Consider the following 16,350-nt stretch of genomic DNA (forward strand, 5'->3'; position numbering starts at 1 on the left):
CGGACACGTTCCGTTTCCGAGCCGCGCCGGCCCCGAAGCGGAACGCGGGGGCGGGGCGAATCGGCGGGATGGAAACAGCGGCCCGCGAACGCTCGGAAAGGGCCGAACGGCGTCATGGTCGGCTCCCGAGCGCGGGGCGTCGAACAGCGGACACGGGGCGGTACGGCGTGACCCGGTGAGAGAACAGCGAGAACAGCGATCGATCAGGAGGTGGCGCGTGGCGACGGTCGGATTTCTTTACCCCGGATACTCGGCGGAGGACGACTATCCGCGTCTGGAGAAGTCGCTCGGTGGTGATATTCGGCTTCCGTTGGTCCATACCGATATCGGCGAGGACGCGCACCGGGTGGACGCCCTGGTGGAAATGGGCTCGGCGGCCAGGCTCGCGGCCGGGGTGGGGGAGCTGCGCCGGCGCGGCGCGGAGGCGGTCGTCTGGGCCTGTACCAGCGCCAGCTTCGTCTTCGGTTGGGAGGGCGCCGGCGCGCAGGTGCGCGAGCTGGCGGCCACCGCCGGCACCCCGGCGTCCAGTACGTCCTTCGCCTTCGCCCGCGCGGCGCGCGCCATCGGCGCCGAGCGGGTGGCCGTGGCCGCCACGTACCCGCGGGACGTAGCCGACCGCTTCACGGCCTTCCTCAGGGCGGCCGGCATCGAGGTGGTCCAGGCGCGCGCCAGCGGCGTCATCACCGCGGCCGAGGTCGGCACCTGGGGCGAGGCGGAGGTGCTGGGCCTGGCCCGCGCCGGTGACCACCCGGGGGCGCGGGCGGTGCTGCTGCCGGACACCGCCCTGCACACCGCGGCCCACCTGCCCGCCCTGGAGGCCGCCGTCGGCAAGCCCGTACTGACCGCCAACCAGGTCACCGTCTGGGAGGGCCTGCGCCTCCTCGACCGCGCGGTGACCCGCCCCGGGCTCGGTCGACTGTTCGCGGCGGAGACCGAGCGCCCGGCCGCGTGAGGCGTAACAGCCGCTCTCCGTAGGGGAGTTGGGCGCGACCGGTGGCGGGCGCGGGGTCCGTGTCGGGGCCGTTGTCGTGGTCCGTACCGTGGTCCGTACGAGGAGACCCGCGAGGTCGCGTGGCGGGCCCCGGGAATAACCGGATGCCATCTCCGGTTAGGTCTTCCGCTACGTACGCGATCTCAGGAGGCACGACGCCGGTGGACACGATTCGAGGAACGGCGAGCGGCACCGCACCCGTACCGCTCTCCGTGCTGGACCTGGCGACCGTCGGCAGCGGGCTGACCGCGAGCGACGCGCTGCGCACCTCCGTGGAGCTGGTCCAGCTCGCCGAGCGGCGCGGCTTCCACCGGTTCTGGGTGGCCGAACACCACTCGATGCCGGGCGTCGCCAGCTCGTCGCCCGCGGTCATCCTCGCCCACCTCGCCGCCCACACCGACCGCATCCGGCTCGGCTCCGGCGGCGTCATGCTGCCCAACCACGCGCCGCTGGTCATCGCCGAGCAGTTCGGCACCCTGGAGGCGATGGCCCCGGGCCGGGTCGACCTCGGGCTCGGCCGCGCGCCCGGCACCGACGGGGCGACCGCCGCCGCGCTGCGCCGCTCGGACCGGCTGAACGAGGGCGCCGACGAGTTCCCCCGCCAGCTCGCCGAGCTGACCAGGTTCCTGGACGCGGACTTCCCCGACGGCCACCGGTACGCGCGCATCCACGCCATCCCCGGACCCATCCAGGGCAGCGTCCCCGGCGGCGTGCAGTCCGCCGACCGGCCCGCGATCTGGCTGCTCGGCTCCAGCGGCTTCAGCGCCCAGCTCGCCGGCGCGCTCGGGCTGCCGTTCTCCTTCGCGCACCACTTCTCGGCGGCCAACACCATCCCCGCGCTCGACCTCTACCGCTCCTCGTTCCGCCCGTCGGCCGTGCTGGACGCCCCGTACGCCTCCATCGGGGTCGGCGCGCTGGCCGCCGAGGACGAGCGGGAGGCCCGCCGCCAGGTCATGACCGGCGCCCTGTCCATGATCCGGCTGCGGCTCGGCCGGCCGGGCCTGATCCCGACGCCGGAGGAGGCCGAGGAGTACGCGTTCGCCCCGGCCGAGCGGGAGTTCGTGGACAGCCACGTCGCCAACGTGGTGCACGGGACGCCGGACGCCGTGCGCGACGGCCTCGACCAGTTGGTCAAGCGCACCGGCGCGGACGAGCTGGTGATCACGGCGAACGTGCACAGCCCGCGAGCCAGGCTGCGCTCGTACGAGCTGATCGCCGACGCGTACGGCCTGCCGGCGCCGACCGCGTCCTGACCACGGGCCGCCGCCGCGACCCCCGTCGTACGGGTCCCGCCCCGGCCGGGCGCGGGCCCGGGAAGGGGCGGGGCGAGCGATCGGGACGCCCCGCGCGACCGGGGCGCGCCGGCCGGCGGGCCGGCTCAGCCCTCCGCTGGCCCCTCGGCCGCGCCCTCCTCGCGGAGCAGGGCCGAGATCTGCTCGGGCGACACGGGGCGGGAGAAGAACCAGCCCTGCCCGGTGTCGCAGCCGATGCGCCCGAGCCGCTCGGCCTGCTCCGCGCTCTCCACGCACTCGGCGGTCACCGTGAGCCCGAGCCGGTGCGCGAGCTGCACCAACGCCTCGACGATCGTCTCGTCGGCCGGGTTCGGGTGCTCCTCGGCACGGAAGCCACGGACGAACGAACCGTCCAGCTTCAGCGAGGAGACCGGCAACCGGCTCAGATAGGCCAGGTTGGAGTAGCCGGTGCCGAAGTCGTCGATGGCGATGGTCACGCCCATGTCGCTGAGCTGCTGCAACGCCTGCAACGGGCGGCCGGCCGAGCCCATCACGGCCGACTCGGTGAGCTCCAGTTGCAGCAGCTCGGCCGGCAGCCCGGTCTCCGCGAGGGTCGCCGCCACGTCCGCGACCAGGTCCGAGTCCCACACCTGCCGCACCGCCACGTTGACGCTGACCCGCACCGGCCGCGTGGGGTGGGCCAGCTGCCAGTGCCTGGCCTGCCAGCACGCGGTGCGCAACACCCAGCGGCCCAGCGGCACGATGGCGCCGTTTTCCTCCGCCAATCCGATGAACCGATTCGGCGCCAGCAGCCCGAACTGCGGGTGCCGCCACCGCACCAGCGCCTCCGCGCCGCGCACCACGCCGTCCTCCAGGCCGACGAGCGGCTGGTACTCCAGCATGAACTCGCCCCGCTCGACGGCCTGCCGCAGCGTGCTGGACAGCGCCTGACGGGTCATCCGGTGCGCGTTGCGCTCCGGGTCGAAGAGCGCCCACCGGGCCTTGCCGTCCGCCTTCGCCCAGTACAGCGTGGTGTCGGCGGCCTGCATCAGGGCGGTGGTGTGCGTCCCGGCGGCCAGCCGCTCCACGACCCCGATGCTCGCCGAGACCGTCAGCCGGTGCCCGGCCACGTCGAACGGCCGCTGGAGGGCGACGAGCAGCGCGTGGGCCAACTCGGTGAGCTGGTCGGTGCCGGTCGAGTCGGTCACCAGGAGCGCGAACTCGTCACCGCCGAGCCGGGCCACCAGGTGCCCGTCGGGCGCGGCGCACTCGGCCAGCCGCTGCCCGACCGCGCCGAGCAGCTCGTCCCCGACCCGGTGCCCGAGCGTGTCGTTGATCGCCTTGAAGCCGTCGAGGTCGAGGTAGCACAGCCCGACCCGGCCACTGCGCCGCCCACCCGTGGCCGCCACCCCGGCCCCGCCACCGCGCTGGGCGTCGCCACCGCGCTGCGGGCCCGGCTCGCCACCGCCGCCGGAACCGCCATCGGCCGTGGGTCCGGCCCCCGTGCGCGGCGCGTCCCCGTCGCCGTGCGGCGTGGCCGGCCCGCCCGACGGATGCGGCACCTGGGCCGCCCCGGGCGCCACCGTGGCCGACTCCAGCGCGCTGGCCAGCCGCTCGAAGAACAGGCTCCGGTTGGGCAGCCGGGTCACCGGGTCGTGCATCTGGAGGTGGCGCAGCCGGGCCTGAAGATCGTGCTGCTCGCTCACGTCCACGATGGTCAGCAGCACCGCCCGCCGCTCGGCCGGCCCCTCCGGGTGCTGGTCGCACCGGTCGGCCCGGGCGGCGGCCCGCCGGTCGGCGCGCCGCCGGCGGCGCCGGTCCGCGGGCAGCGCGGCCGTCAGGTCGGCGGTCAGGTCGGCGTCCCCGGCCAGCGGGACCACGGTGACCTCGACCCAGCGGGCGCGCCCGTCGCGCTCCCGCAGCCGTCGCGTACAGCGCAGCCGGTCGTGCCGTCCGCGCAGCACCTCGCCGTACGCGGACCACAGCCGCGGGTCCTCGCGCAGGTCGGCGAGGTCGGCGGCGTTGGCGCCGCGCAACCGCTCGGGGTCGGCGCCGAGCAGCGCTCCGAGAGCCGCGTTCGCGGCGTGCACCACCCCCTCGTGGTCGACGACAGCCATCGCCACATGCGCGGCATGAAAGGCGGCGCGGTACTCACTCAGTGGTGCGTTACGTTCCGTCATCGTCGGCAGGGTCGCGCTAGGCGCGCCGCTGTGGCCGTCGAGAGATCCGCTCACCGCTCGCTCCCGCAAAGCGCTCGTCTCGTACAGGGTGTGGGTCAGTCGCATACCGGGCGGCGGGCAGCCAGGGCAGGCGGCCCGGGGAGGGAATTCGCGCTGGAAATGTGGCGATCATAGAGGTTTGCTCTTCGGCCGTTCCAGCGACGCCGCCGCGATCATCGGCATCACCTTGGGGCCCGGGTAAGAGAATGATTGCTTTTGGCGGACCGTGCACAATCCCAGCTTTCAATTGACCGGCTGTGACTTTCTGTTACATACCCGCCAGGCCGGCTTGTCACTCGACTGGTTGAGTGGAACAGGGCGTACCCCGACAAACCCGCACAAGGTGGTTGAGGTGTCCCCTCGTCCACCCGGGGAGGTCGTTGTGGCGCGTTCGCGTGCACCCGCCAGGGCCGGGCCCCTGCGCCGCACGGCGGCGGTGTTGACCTCGTTGAGCGCGGTCATCGCCACCACCGTGGTCACCGGCCCCGCGGTCGCGGTGGGCCCCGGCGGGCCGTGCGCGCTGGAGCGCACCGGCGCGCACCACTCCGAGGGCCTGGACACCTGGAACCCGGAGTATCCCCGCCCGCTCGGCACCCTCGACGCCGCGATGATCTTCCTGTCCTTCCCCGACGCACGCCCCACCCTCACTCCAACCGCGCTGGCCGCCGACCACTTCCCGGGCACCGCGCGGTTCTTCGCGCGCGCCTCGTACGGGAAGTTCGAGCTGCGGGTCCACCCCATGCGGCGCTGGCTGGCCATGCCGGCCCCCTCCACCACGTACGCCATCCAGCGCGACTGGGAGAGCGACCGGCGCGCCGCCTACCTGCGCGACGCGCTGGCCACCGCCGATCCCGCCGTCGACTTCGGCCGGTACGACCTGGTCTACCTGGTCGCCGACCCGGGCGCGCCGGGCGTGGACGCGGACGCCACCAAGGTCGTCAACCTCGACCGGCCGCTGACCGTGGACGGCACCAAGCTGCGCCGCCTGGTCACCGTCTTCGAGCAGCACCCGCCCGACCACAACGTCCTGGCCCACGAGACCGGCCACGTCTTCGACCTGCCCGACCTCTACCACCGCCCCAGCGACGGCAAGGGCGACTGGGACACCCACGTCGGCGACTGGGACCTGATGGGCAGCCAGTTCGGCATGGCGCCCGAGCCGTTCGGCTGGCACAAGTGGAAGCTGGGCTGGCTCGGCGGGCGCGAGGTCGTGTGCGTCCACCGCCCCGGCACCACCCTGCACACCCTCGACCCGCTCGGCGCCCCGCGCGCCCCCGGCGCCCCGGGCCACCCGCGCGTGGTGGTGGTGCGCACCGGCCCGGAGAGCGCGCTGGTCATCGAGGCGCGCGGGGCGTACGGCAACGACGCGGGCACCTGCTCCGAGGGCGTGCTGATCTACCGGGTGCGCAGCGGGACCGCCTCCGCCGAAGGCCCGGTCAAGGTCATCGACGGGCACCCGGACGCCGGGGCCTGCGAGAGCGCCTCGGTCTACCCGGACCTCGCGGACGCGCCGCTCGACGTCGGCGAGAGCTATGCCGCGCCCGAGGACGGCGTTCGGGTCAGCGTCGAGGACGCCACCGTCGCCGACGCGTACACCGAGGGCGGCCCCGAGGGACGGGGCGCCACCTGGACGGTGAAAGTCACCCACGACCCCGTGGGCTGACCCGGGCCGGCGAGCGCGCCAGGGACCGCACCCACCGGGCATGGCGAAGGGCCCCCGTACCGAAGTACGAGGGCCCTTCTTCAGGTGCGCCGCCAGGGACTCGAACCCCGGACCCGCTGATTAAGAGTCAGCTGCTCTAACCAACTGAGCTAGCGGCGCTCGCTGACGTGGAAAACCTTAACACCAGGGTCCGGCGGAATGAAAATCGGTTACGCCCGGCGTGATCAGCCGCGTCCGGACGGGCTCGCCCTGGTCACGGGCGTGTCGGCCCGCGCGCCGCGCGCCTGCCCACGGGCCGCGCGCACGCACGCCCACAGCAGTACGTCAGGGCCGGGCAGCCAGGGGTGCCGCACGTCGGGCGCCACCAGCCAGCGCGACCCGGCGCCCGCGCCGGCGGCCCGCCGCCCGGCGTCCGCCCCACCCGCCGCCGCCGACGCCACGGAGGCCAGGGCGCCCGCGTCCGGATCGGACGCCCCGGCGGACGAGCCCACCCCCCGCGCGCCGCACGCCCCCGCCGCGTACGCCGTCTCCGCGTGCGCCCCCTCCCGGTACGGCCCGCCCTCGACCCCCGGGCGCGGCGGGCCCGCGTGCCCGGGGTGGGGCAGTGCCGCGTCCGGGTACGGGGCGCCGGCCGGCAGGTCCAGCGGGCCGGGCCCCGGAACGCGCGGCTCGCCGGCGCCCGGGCGCCGCGCGAGGAACGCGCCGGCGAACGGGTCGGCCGCCTCCGGAAGGTCCCCGAACCCGGCCGGCTCGGGCGCGCGCAGCGGCGGGATGGTCACCGCGTCGCCGGCGCCGTGACACAGCAGCGGTGGCACCACCCCCGCGCCCCACTCCTCCCAGCTCAGCAGGGACGGCAGCCGCTGAGCCACGCCGGGCCTGGTGAACAGCAGCACCCGCCCGCGCTGCACCGCCACCGGCCCCGACCCCGGCCCCTCGCACCAGAGCCGATCGACCATCCGCCGCCCGAACAGGGCGGGCGCGCTGACGACGTCGAACGCGGTGCCGCACGGCAGCACGCTGGGCGCGGTCGGCCGGGCCGCCCACAGCGCGTGCACGCTGCGCGGGAACGCGCTCGCCGACGCGAGCCAGTCCGCCCCGGCGGGCGTCACCGAGGCCGCCCCGTACCGCGCCTCGCCCACCGGCCCGCGCCGCTCCCGGGCCACGGGACGCGGCGCGTCGGGCCGGGCGGGGGCGTCCGGGCGGCCGGCGCGCGCGGCCTCGGCCACGGTCGGCGCCACGCGCCGCGGGCCGCCGCCGGGGGCGACGGCGGCGGTTGCGCGGGACGCGCCGGACCGGACGGGGAGGCGAGCGCCCGGCCGCTCCGTCGGGTACTGCCGTGGGTCGGCCTGTCGCGCCTCGGACTGTCCCGCCTCGGGTTGCCGTGGCTCGGGCTGCCGTGGCTCGGGCTGTCGTAGCTCCGACTGCCGGGGCTCGGGCCGCGCGCCGGATCGCGCCGCCGCGGGTCGTTGGGCCGGTTGGGGCTGCGGGGCGGGCCGCGCGGGCGGCCTCGGGAGGGGCCTCGGAGCGATCTTCGGAGCGGGCCGCTGGGTGGGTGCCGGGGCTGGTTTGGGGGCGGTGCGGGTGGCGGCCTGCGGGGCGGGCGGGGCGGTGAGGCGGGGTGCCTCCGGGTGCGGGGCGCCGGTCGGGTGTGCGCGGGGGCCGGTGGCGGCGGGGCGGGCGGGCAGCGGGGCGCGGGGCTGCGCCGCCGCGGGCCGGGGCGGCGCGGCCGGGTGCGCGTCGGCGGGGCGCGGGGCGGGGGGCTCGATGGTGGCGGCGGCGTTGGTGGTCTCGTCGGCGGAGCGCGGCGCGCTGTCGCTGGTGGGGGCGGGGGTAGCGGCCGGGGCGACGGCATGGGGTTGACCAGTGCGCGGGTCGGTGTCGGGTCGGCCCGGGTGGCCGGTGCGCTCCGCTCGGGGGGCGTCGCCGGGCGGTACGTCCTCGCCGCCGGCGCCGCTCCCGGCTCCGTTCCGGGCGCCGCTCCCCGCCCCGCTGCGCGTCGCCCGCCCGGCCTCGCACCTCCGGGCCCGTCGCGTCTCGCTGCCGTGCCTGCCGCCGCTATGCGCGCTGTCGCTGGTACTGGTCATGGCGGACATACTTACCGGGCGTTCAGTTTCCGTTTTGGGTGAATTCCGGAAACCAGGACAGGGCGGGGCAGTACGGAGTATCTTGCGCCCCCGACTACCTGGCGGGCATGTGCCACTGGTGCATTCGAAACGGTGTCCGATCCGGCGAGGCCGGGGCCGGCCGGCGCCGGGCCCGGGCCGCCGCGGCGAGGAGCGGCCCGCCGGTCCCGGTCACGCCTCCGTGATGGTGCCGGCGCGCATCAGCTCGCGGCCGTACTCGACCATCTTCCGCGCGTAGTCCTCGGTCCAGTCCGCCCGTTCGGCGATCATGGCCGTGGAGAGCCGGTCGAACCGCTGGGGGTCGGCGAGTTGAGCCGCCGCCACCGCCTGGAACTCGGTGGCCCGGTCCGCCGCCGCCCGGAACGCGAGGGTCAGCTCGGTCGAGCGGGCCAGCAGCTCGCGCGGGTCCTCTATCGACTCCAGGTCGAAGAAGTGCTCGGGGTCCGCGGTGGCCTCGGAGGGCTCGAAGAGCAGCGGTGCGGGTTTGAGGCGCCGCCCCGGGCTGGTGCGGGGGTTGGTAGCCGAATGCGGCTCGGACATGTATCTACCTCCAGCGTTGAGTGCCGCGTTCCATTGTCCTGCCCCGCGCAAGAGCGCTCCGGCCCGGCGTACGGGCACGGCGCGCCGGCCCCGCGTACGGGGAGGAGGTGCGGCGATGGCCTGCGGAGGGGCGTACGGGTGTGGTGGGTGGGCTGGCGTGTGGGTGCGGCTCAGGGCGGCCCGTGGCCCCGGCTCGGAGCGGGCCGTGGCCACGGCTCGGGGCGGGGGCGCGTGGGTGTCCCCCAGGGGGCGGGCGGCTCACTCGGCGGCGGGGCGGGCCGGGCCGCCGCCGCGCAGGTGGGAGATGAGCGCGTCGAGGACCGCCTCCAGGTGGAAGGTGTCCCCGGTCGAACGGAGCACGATCACGCCGCCCTGGGTGCCGGCCACGAAGGCCGCGGCCGTGCGGTCCGCGTCCACGTGCGGGGCCACCTCGCCGCTCTCCTGCATGGCGAGGATGCCCCGCCGCAGGTGTTCCTGCCACCGCCGCAACAGCGACGCGGTCACGTCGGCGGCCCCCGGCACGGTGCTGACCTGGCCGATCAGCGCGGCGAGCGGACAGCGCGGGCCCTGGGCGCGGTACCGGCCGATGACCACCCGCCGCCACTGCTCCCACGCGTCCCACGAGTCGAGCGAGCCCAGGAAGGGCTGTTGGTCGGCCAGCACCCGGTCGGACTCGTACTGGGCCACCGCGAGCAGCAACTCCTCCTTGCCGTTCGGGAAGTAGTGGAAGAGCTGGCTCTTGCTGGTGCTGGTGGCCGCGCGGATGTCGTCGAGCGTGACGTTGCCCGGATCGTCGCTGCGCAGATAGCCGGCGGCGCCCTCGATGATGCGCTGTCGGGTCGCCCGCCCCTTGGCCGTGAACGCCATGCCGCGCAGCCTACGACGCGGTGGATCAGGCGGTCCACGACCGGACGGCTCGTGACCGGATAGCGAGACGGCGCCGGGCCGCGACCGGTTCGGGAGGGCGCGGTTTGGACTTGAGGGTCCAAAACCGACTCCGTACGTTCGCCGCCATGACACAGCGACTGGCCGGCAAGACGGCCCTCATCACCGGTTCGACCAGCAACATCGGCCGCTCAGTGGCCCGTCTCTTCGCGGCCCAGGGCGCGCACGTGATCGTCTCCGGGCGTGACGCCACGCGGGGGGAAGCGGTCGTGGCCGCGATCCGCGGCGACGGTGGTCGCGCCGACTTCGTACCCGCCGACCTCGACGGCGGCTCCGCCGCGAGCCGGGCGCTCGCCGCCGCCACCCGCGCCGCGCTCGGCCGCCCGCTCGACATCCTGGTCAACAACGCCGGCGTCTTCCCGCCCGCCACGACCCTGGAGACGGACGACGCGACCTTCGACCGGGTGTACGGGGTCAACGTCAAGGCGCCCTTCTTCCTCACCCAGGCCGTGGTGCCGGAGATGATCGACAACGGCGGCGGGGTGATCGTCAACCTCGGGAGCTGGGTGGCCCGCCTCGGGCTGCCGGTGGGCGGTCTGTACAGCTCGACCAAGGGCGCGGTGGAGACGCTGACGCGGGCCTGGGCCGCCGAGTTCGGCCCGCTCGGCATCCGGGTCAACGCGGTCTCGCCGGGCGTGATCCGGCCCCCGGACCTCGCGCCGGACGCGGCGTACCCCGGCGAGGACCTGATGACCGGCACCCCGGCCGGCCGCGCCGGCCATCCCGACGCCATCGCCGCCGCCGCGCTCTACCTGGCCGGCGACGAGGCCGAGTACGTGCACGGAACCGTCCTCGACGTGGACGGCGGCCGGACGGGGGTCGCCGTCCTGGCCGTCCCGCCGGGCGCCCGCCACCACGCCGGGTGAGCGACCCCGGCGGGCGCCCGGGCCCGGGCGGGACGGCTCGGGCTCAGGGGCGCCAGCGCACCCGGTGCTCGTTGAGGTGGGCCAGGACGGCGTGGTTGGCCTCCCAGCCGTCCGGAAACTTCATACTCACGCCGAGCCGCACCGGTTCCGTCGACGGGTGGTCGTCCAGCAGTTCGGGCACCCCGGCCCGGCACACGACGACGCACGCGTGCCGGTGCCGCGATGCGAGCACGCACAGCCGGCCCGTCTCCAGGTGGAAGGCGGTGGCGTCGGGCCGGCCCGACAGCGGGTGCAGCACCACCGTGACGTCGAACTCCCGCCCCTGGAGCCGGTTCGCGGTGTCCACCACCACGCCGGAGACGCCCAGGTCGGTCAGGGCCGCGCGGACGGCCGCCGCCTGGTCGCGGTGGGCCGTGCCGACCGCTATCCGGGCCGCCGTCAGCGGCACCGGATCGGGGGAGCGCTCGCTGGTCGCGGCCCCGCCCCGGTCCAACAGCCGGCGCACCACCAGGGCCACCGCGCGCACCGCCTCCGGGTCCGTGCGCGGGGTGTGCCGGGCGGGCAGCTCCAGCAGGCCCCAGCCCGCTTCGGCCGCCGCGTCCAGCACCCGGTCCACGCCCGAACCGTCCGACGCCACCCCGAACGACAGCCGCCGATCGCCGTGCTCGGTGCCGCTGCGGAAGGGCGTGTACGGGTAGAAGGCGGCCGAGACCAGCGGCGCGGCCGACGCGGGCAGCCGCCACGAGACCGGCAGCCGGTGCTGCGGCAGGTTGGGGTTGTGCGCCAGGAGCGTGGTGACGGCGCTGGCCGACGGGTCGTAGGAGAGCCCGGACCACTGCTCGGCGCCCACCACGCTGAACGGGTCGAGCTGCCCGGGGTCGCCGACGAACAGCGCCCGCTCGAAGAGTCCGGCGACGGCGAGCAGCGCGTCCGAGCGCATCTGGTACGCCTCGTCCACGATGGCGTGCTGCCACGGCTCGACGTTCTTGGTGTGCGCCCACTTCGCGGCCGTGGAGATCACCACGTCGAGCCCGGCGAGGTCGCCCACCTTCGCGGAGGTGCGCACCGCGGGCAGCGCGTTCAGCGCCGGGTCGTACGCCGTGGCGTCGCTGCTGTGCAGCCGGCCGATGGGCAGCTCGGGCTCCGCCTCGGCCAGCCGGATCACCAGGTCGTCCACCTGCGCGTTGGTCTGCGCGACGACCATCAACGGGCGGCCGGCGGCGGCCAGCTCGCGGGCCGCGCGCACCACCAGCGTCGACTTGCCCGCGCCGGGTGGCGAATCGACCACCACGCCGCGCTCAGCACCGGCCATCGTGTCCCGCAGGATGGCGGCCGTGGCCGCCGCGGCGGCGGCCCCGGGGTCGAACCCCGCCCGGCCGGCCGGGTCCGCGCGGCCGACGGAGTCGGCGTCGAAGGGGTCAGCGGGGTCAGCGGGGCCAGCGGGGTCGGCGAGGCGTGCGGGGGCGGCGGCGTCGGCGTCGCTCACAGGAAGTCCTCGTCAGTCACGGGGTCGGGTTGGTAGGCGGGGTCGAACGGCGGCGCGCCGGGGGCGCCGACCAGGGCCGTGGCGCCCGCGTCCGCGTCACGGGCCGTGTCAGCGGCGACGGCCGCCGGACGGGCGGCCAAAATGGCGCCGGGGGTGTCAGCCGAGGCCGTGGCATCACCCGAGGCTGTGGCGCCGGCCCCGGCCAGCGTGGTGCCGGCCCCAGCGAGTGGGGCGGCGGGCTCGGCCAGCGGGGCGCCGGGCTCGGCGCGTAGTGGTGGGCCGCCGTGCGTCCACGGGGTCTGTTCGGGGTCGGGCAGCTCCGGGCCGCCACGCGGGGCGTGCTCGAACAGCGTCCAGCACACCCGGTCGCCCTCCTCGGGCACCGAACCGGGCTCCGGCTCCTTGCCCCGCCCCATGCCCCCGGTCAGCCGCAGCACCACCAGCGGCGCCACGTCGCCACCCGCCGCCGGGTCGGAGCCGTGCGCCCCGCCCGCCTCGCCCGTCTCGTACGCCTCGTACGTCACGAACTCCGCCCTCTGCGTCCTGCCGTCGGGCAGCGCGCGGTAGACCTTGACGCCCTCGTCGAGCAGCGGGCGGTCGTCGGTGCGCACGGTGACCAGCGGGCGCGGGCGCGGGACCTTCGCCTGCGAGTACGCCATGACGACCTCGGTCACCTCGCCCGCGAACGCCTCGCCCGACAGCCGCCGGGCCGCCATGACCAGCGGGTCGTCCAGCGCCTCCTGGGCGTCGAGCTGGGCCTGCGCGGTCTCGCGGGCGGCCAGCTTCCGGGCGGCGGTCACCGCGTCGTCCCACTTCGGCTGCGGCGGCTCGCCGGCCCGCACCCGGTCCCGGTGGCCCGTGTACGACCAGCGGTCGCGCTTCCACCGGTCGGCGACCCTGCTCCCGGGCGGCAGCGCCCGCAGCAGGTCGACGCCGCGCCACAGCGCCTCCCAGGTCGGCCGGAGCTGGCTGGCGACCAGCTCCCGCACCTCGCGCTCGGCCGCCGCGACGTCGGCGGGCACGCCGCGGGTCCGCGCCGCGTCGTACCGGGCCATGGCCGGGGCCAGCAACCGGTTGTCGAACGCCGGATCCGTGGCCGGCCCGGCCGGCGGGCACAGCAACTGCCCCCGGTCGTCGCGGGCCGTCTCGGCGCGCAGCGCCGCCTCCGGGCCCGCGAGCCCGGCCGGCGGGTCGATCCAGGCAAGCAGCGCGCCCAGGTGCTGGTCCTCAAGCCGGCTCTGGCCGGTCGCCCAGTGCTGGCCCAGCAGGTCGGTCAGCGCGAGCAGCAGCGAGGAGCCGGGCACCCGCGCCCGCTCCCCGTAGTGCGTCAACCAGCGCCCGAGCAACGGCACCCGGGCCGGCGCGGCCCGCGGCACGTCAGCCTCGCGCGGCCCCCCGCCCGGCTCGGCGGCGCCCGGGCCCGACGCCGGCAGCGGGCCCTCGCGCGCGCCCGCGAGGTCCTCCGGCTCGTGCTCGGCCGCCCGGCGGAAGCGCATCGAGCGGCCGAGCAGTCGTACGAAGTCGATGCCGGGGCCGCTGGGCACGAGCAGTTGCGGGGCGTCGGCGCACAGCTCGACCTGGACCGTGACCCGCTTGCCGGTCTCGGGGTCGGTCTCCTTGCGCTCCTCCCACTCCACCTCGTCCGCGCCCGCGGCGAAGTGCGGCAGCATCTCCTCGGCCAGCGCGGCGAGGAAGGCGAAGCGCAGGTCGCGGTCGCGCGGCTGGGGCACCACCAGCAGGCGCGGCGCGTCCCGGTCCGTGCCCACCAGCGCGCCGAGCGGCGCGCCCGCCTCGCCCGCGGTGGTCAGCGGCACCAGGGCCAGCGGCCGGTCGGCCAGGTGCCGGTGTCGCACCGTCGCGGTCGGCAGCGCCCGCCCGCTCCGCATGGCCTCCATCCGCGCCAGCGTCGTCATCAGCGCCATGCGACCTCCCCGGACTCCGTGGCCCGGCCGGCTGGCCCGGGGTCCATGCCCGCCTCCGCCAGCGCCTGGGCGCGCAGTGCCGCCGCCCGGCGCAGGGCGCGCACGGCCGGGTCGGCTTCCTGGTCCGGGTCGGCTGGCTGGTCCGGGTCGGCTGGCACGCTCGACGGCTCTGCCTCGTCGCTCGCGGTCCGCTCGCCGAGCGCCGCCCCGAGCACGGCCTCCACCGTGGTCAGGCCGCCCAGCTCGCCCCGCACGCCGCGGCCGAGCACCTCCACCGCGCCCGCGGCCCGCGCCGCCTGCCGACAGTGGAAGGCCAGCTCGCACGAGGCCAGGCAGTCCGGTACGTACGCCGCCGGCACCGCGTCCACGGTGGCGGTCAGCTCCGCCGCCGGCCGCGTCGGCGTCTTGCCGTCGTCCGCGAGCCGGAGGTCGAACGTCGCGTCGCCCGGCAGCTCGGCGGCGATCTCCTCGATCCGGGTCAGCCGCGCGAGCTGGCGGCTGGTCACCGAGAGCTGCTTGCGGACGTCGATCAGCTCGGCCGTCGGGAGGTTGGAGAAGTCCTTGGGACATACGAGCAGCGCGCGCTGCCGCACCAGGCCGGCCGCCCCCACGGTGCCGTCCACCGGCCCGCTCAGCCCCGCGTCGGCCCCGGCCGGCGCGTCGTCCCGCGCGGCCGGCACACCCCGCGCCGGGCCGCCGTCGGCGGCCACCGCTTCGGCCAGCTCACGCAACGCCAGCACGTACACCGCCGCCTGTCGCGCCGCCGCGCCCACCTTCGTCGGGTCGGCCGAGCCGTCCAGCACCGGGAACGACTTGATCTCCACGACGGTCCAGCTCCCGTCCGGGTGCACCACCAGCGCGTCCGGCTCCAGATACGCGGGCGAGCCGGCCACCGCCACGCTCACCATGGGGTGCCGCAGCACGGCCCACCGGCCGGCGGCCGTGGCCCGCGCGAGCGCGAGCCGGGTGCGCTCCGTGCGCCCCGCGGGGCCGTCGGCCACCAGCTCGGGGGCGTCGACGCCGTCCCGTGGGGGAGGGGGCCCGGGGTCGCTCAGCCGCTCCCGCAGCAGGGCGACGAGCTGCTCGCCGCCGTCCGCGGTGACGCGCGCCTCGAAGACGTGGCCACGCTGGTGGGCGAACTGCGACTGGCCGAACGGCGCGGGCGAACCCAGCGCCCTGGCCAGCGCCGTCTTGTCCACTCCCGCGCCGTCGAGCAGCGCGCGGCGGCGGCAGCCGGGGTTGGCCGCGAGCGCCGCCAGCGCGCGGGCGTCCAGGGGGCGCGGGGCGACCCGTGGACCCCGCAGCTCAGCGAGCCGCTGCCGGAGCGCCGTCCGCTGGGGCGGTGGCGTTTCGGTCGGCATCTCGCGTCGACTGTTGAGGGATGTGCTCACCCGCCGAAGTCTCGCACCCACCACTGACACTCGGCGCGCTTACCCCGAGATCGGGACCGGCGGCAGCGTCGGCGGCGACCAGCTCGGCCCCGCGCACGTCAGCGGTCACCAGGTCGGCCACGGCCGGCTCGGACCCGGCCGCCGCCCCGAGACCCGCGTCGCCCGGCGCGCCGTTCGTCCGGCGCGCCGTGAACAGCGCCCAGACCCGGTCGGTCATCCGCAGCGCGGGCCGGGCGAGCAGGAAGCCGAGGCCCATCACGGCCGCGCCGGCCGCCGCGTCGAGGAAGTAGTGGTTCGCGGTGCCCATCACGATGATCGTGGTGAGCAGCGGGTACGCGACGCCGGCGGCCTTGGCCCAACCCGACCTGCCGTGCCGGTACAGCGCGATGCCGCACCACAGGGACCAGCCCACGTGCAGGCTCGGCATCGCCGCGTACTGGTTGGTCAGCCCGCCGAGGCCGCGCGGCGCACTCGCCTCGCCGCCCCACCAGCCGTACGACCCGTACTGCGCCATCGTGTCCACGAAGCCGTGACTGGCGTCGAGCAGCCGGGGCGGGCAGGTGGGCAGGGTGATGAAGCCGATGAGACCGATGAGCGTGGAGAGCATCAGCCAGGTGCGCATGACCCGGTACTGGGTGGGGCGCCGCTTCCACAGCCAGACCAGGATCGCGGGCGTGACGATGTAGTGCAGCGACGCGTACGCGAAGTCGGCCGGTATGCCGAGTGACGCGTGCTTCGTGAACAGATCGTTCAGCGGCGTCTCGAAGTCGATGTGCAGCGCCTGCTCGAACTCCAGGATGCCGAGGCCGTGGTCGACAGCGCTGGACACGGAGCCCCGCGCCAGGAGTCGGCCGGCCGAGTACGCGGCGTACACCATGGCGATCAGCGGCAGCTCGGCCCACCAGCGGGGCTGAGTGCGCTGTGGTGTCCCGGTACGGGGCGCGGTGTGGGGCATCCGGTCGGTCTCCCAAG

General features: G+C 76.2%; 12 protein-coding genes and 1 tRNA gene. 4 read left to right on the forward strand and 9 right to left on the reverse strand.

All coding sequences use genetic code 11. From position 1 onward, the window contains the following. The first annotated feature begins 217 nt into the window (after nt 1-217). Complete coding sequence (locus H7H31_RS23285) at nt 218-952, forward strand: maleate cis-trans isomerase family protein (protein WP_187062388.1); 735 nt, start codon at nt 218-220, stop codon at nt 950-952. Between the two features lie 143 nt (nt 953-1,095). After that, complete coding sequence (locus H7H31_RS23290) at nt 1,096-2,244, forward strand: LLM class flavin-dependent oxidoreductase (RefSeq protein WP_187062389.1); 1,149 nt, start codon at nt 1,096-1,098, stop codon at nt 2,242-2,244. A gap of 125 nt (nt 2,245-2,369) precedes the next feature. Here H7H31_RS23290 and H7H31_RS34295 read toward each other — a convergent pair whose 3' ends face one another. Next, nucleotides 2,370-4,403: a putative bifunctional diguanylate cyclase/phosphodiesterase gene (locus tag H7H31_RS34295; RefSeq protein ID WP_232110037.1), complete on the reverse strand. Its 2,034-nt coding sequence runs from the start codon at nt 4,401-4,403 to the stop codon at nt 2,370-2,372. 421 nt (nt 4,404-4,824) lie between these two features. Between H7H31_RS34295 and H7H31_RS23310 the strand changes: the two genes are divergently transcribed. Next, on the forward strand, nt 4,825-6,105 hold the full coding sequence (locus H7H31_RS23310) for a M6 family metalloprotease domain-containing protein (protein WP_232110038.1): 1,281 nt from the start codon (nt 4,825-4,827) through the stop codon (nt 6,103-6,105). Nucleotides 6,106-6,190: 85 nt separating this feature from the next. Here the strand turns inward: H7H31_RS23310 and H7H31_RS23315 are convergent. The 4 genes from H7H31_RS23315 to H7H31_RS23330 form a co-directional block, all read right to left on the reverse strand. Continuing rightward, nucleotides 6,191-6,264: transfer RNA gene (locus H7H31_RS23315), tRNA-Lys, on the reverse strand. A gap of 65 nt (nt 6,265-6,329) precedes the next feature. Beyond that, nucleotides 6,330-7,061, reverse strand: coding sequence for a hypothetical protein (locus H7H31_RS35070; protein ID WP_372455940.1), 732 nt, complete (start codon nt 7,059-7,061; stop codon nt 6,330-6,332). Nucleotides 7,062-8,399: 1,338 nt separating this feature from the next. Beyond that, nucleotides 8,400-8,768 (reverse strand): hypothetical protein, encoded by a 369-nt coding sequence (locus H7H31_RS23325; protein WP_187059542.1) that lies wholly within the window; start codon nt 8,766-8,768, stop codon nt 8,400-8,402. Between the two features lie 258 nt (nt 8,769-9,026). Then, complete coding sequence (locus H7H31_RS23330; RefSeq protein WP_187118071.1) at nt 9,027-9,635, reverse strand: TetR/AcrR family transcriptional regulator; 609 nt, start codon at nt 9,633-9,635, stop codon at nt 9,027-9,029. Between the two features lie 146 nt (nt 9,636-9,781). Here H7H31_RS23330 and H7H31_RS23335 point away from each other — a divergent pair, with 146 nt between their 5' ends. Next, on the forward strand, nt 9,782-10,579 hold the full coding sequence (locus tag H7H31_RS23335; protein WP_187061357.1) for an SDR family NAD(P)-dependent oxidoreductase: 798 nt from the start codon (nt 9,782-9,784) through the stop codon (nt 10,577-10,579). A gap of 43 nt (nt 10,580-10,622) precedes the next feature. Here the strand turns inward: H7H31_RS23335 and H7H31_RS23340 are convergent, their stop codons facing one another. The 4 genes from H7H31_RS23340 to H7H31_RS23355 all read right to left on the reverse strand — a co-directional run bounded on the left by H7H31_RS23340 (nt 10,623) and on the right by H7H31_RS23355 (nt 16,333). Next, on the reverse strand, nt 10,623-11,906 hold the full coding sequence (locus tag H7H31_RS23340; RefSeq protein WP_232110356.1) for an AAA domain-containing protein: 1,284 nt from the start codon (nt 11,904-11,906) through the stop codon (nt 10,623-10,625). A gap of 155 nt (nt 11,907-12,061) precedes the next feature. Beyond that, a complete protein-coding gene (locus H7H31_RS23345) occupies nt 12,062-13,987 on the reverse strand; it encodes a hypothetical protein (protein WP_232110039.1) in 1,926 nt (641 codons plus the stop codon). Next, a complete protein-coding gene (locus H7H31_RS23350; RefSeq protein WP_187061361.1) occupies nt 13,978-15,348 on the reverse strand; it encodes a hypothetical protein in 1,371 nt (456 codons plus the stop codon). The genes H7H31_RS23345 and H7H31_RS23350 overlap by 10 nt, the downstream gene beginning before the upstream one ends. Then, nucleotides 15,293-16,333, reverse strand: a complete 1,041-nt coding sequence (locus tag H7H31_RS23355) for a phosphatase PAP2 family protein (RefSeq protein ID WP_187061359.1) — start codon at nt 16,331-16,333, stop codon at nt 15,293-15,295. The genes H7H31_RS23350 and H7H31_RS23355 overlap by 56 nt, the downstream gene beginning before the upstream one ends. Nucleotides 16,334-16,350: the final 17 nt, after the last annotated feature.

Origin of the sequence: Streptomyces buecherae, from assembly GCF_014295035.1 — a bacterium.
Taxonomy (GTDB): Bacteria; Actinomycetota; Actinomycetes; order Streptomycetales; family Streptomycetaceae; genus Streptomyces; species Streptomyces youssoufiensis.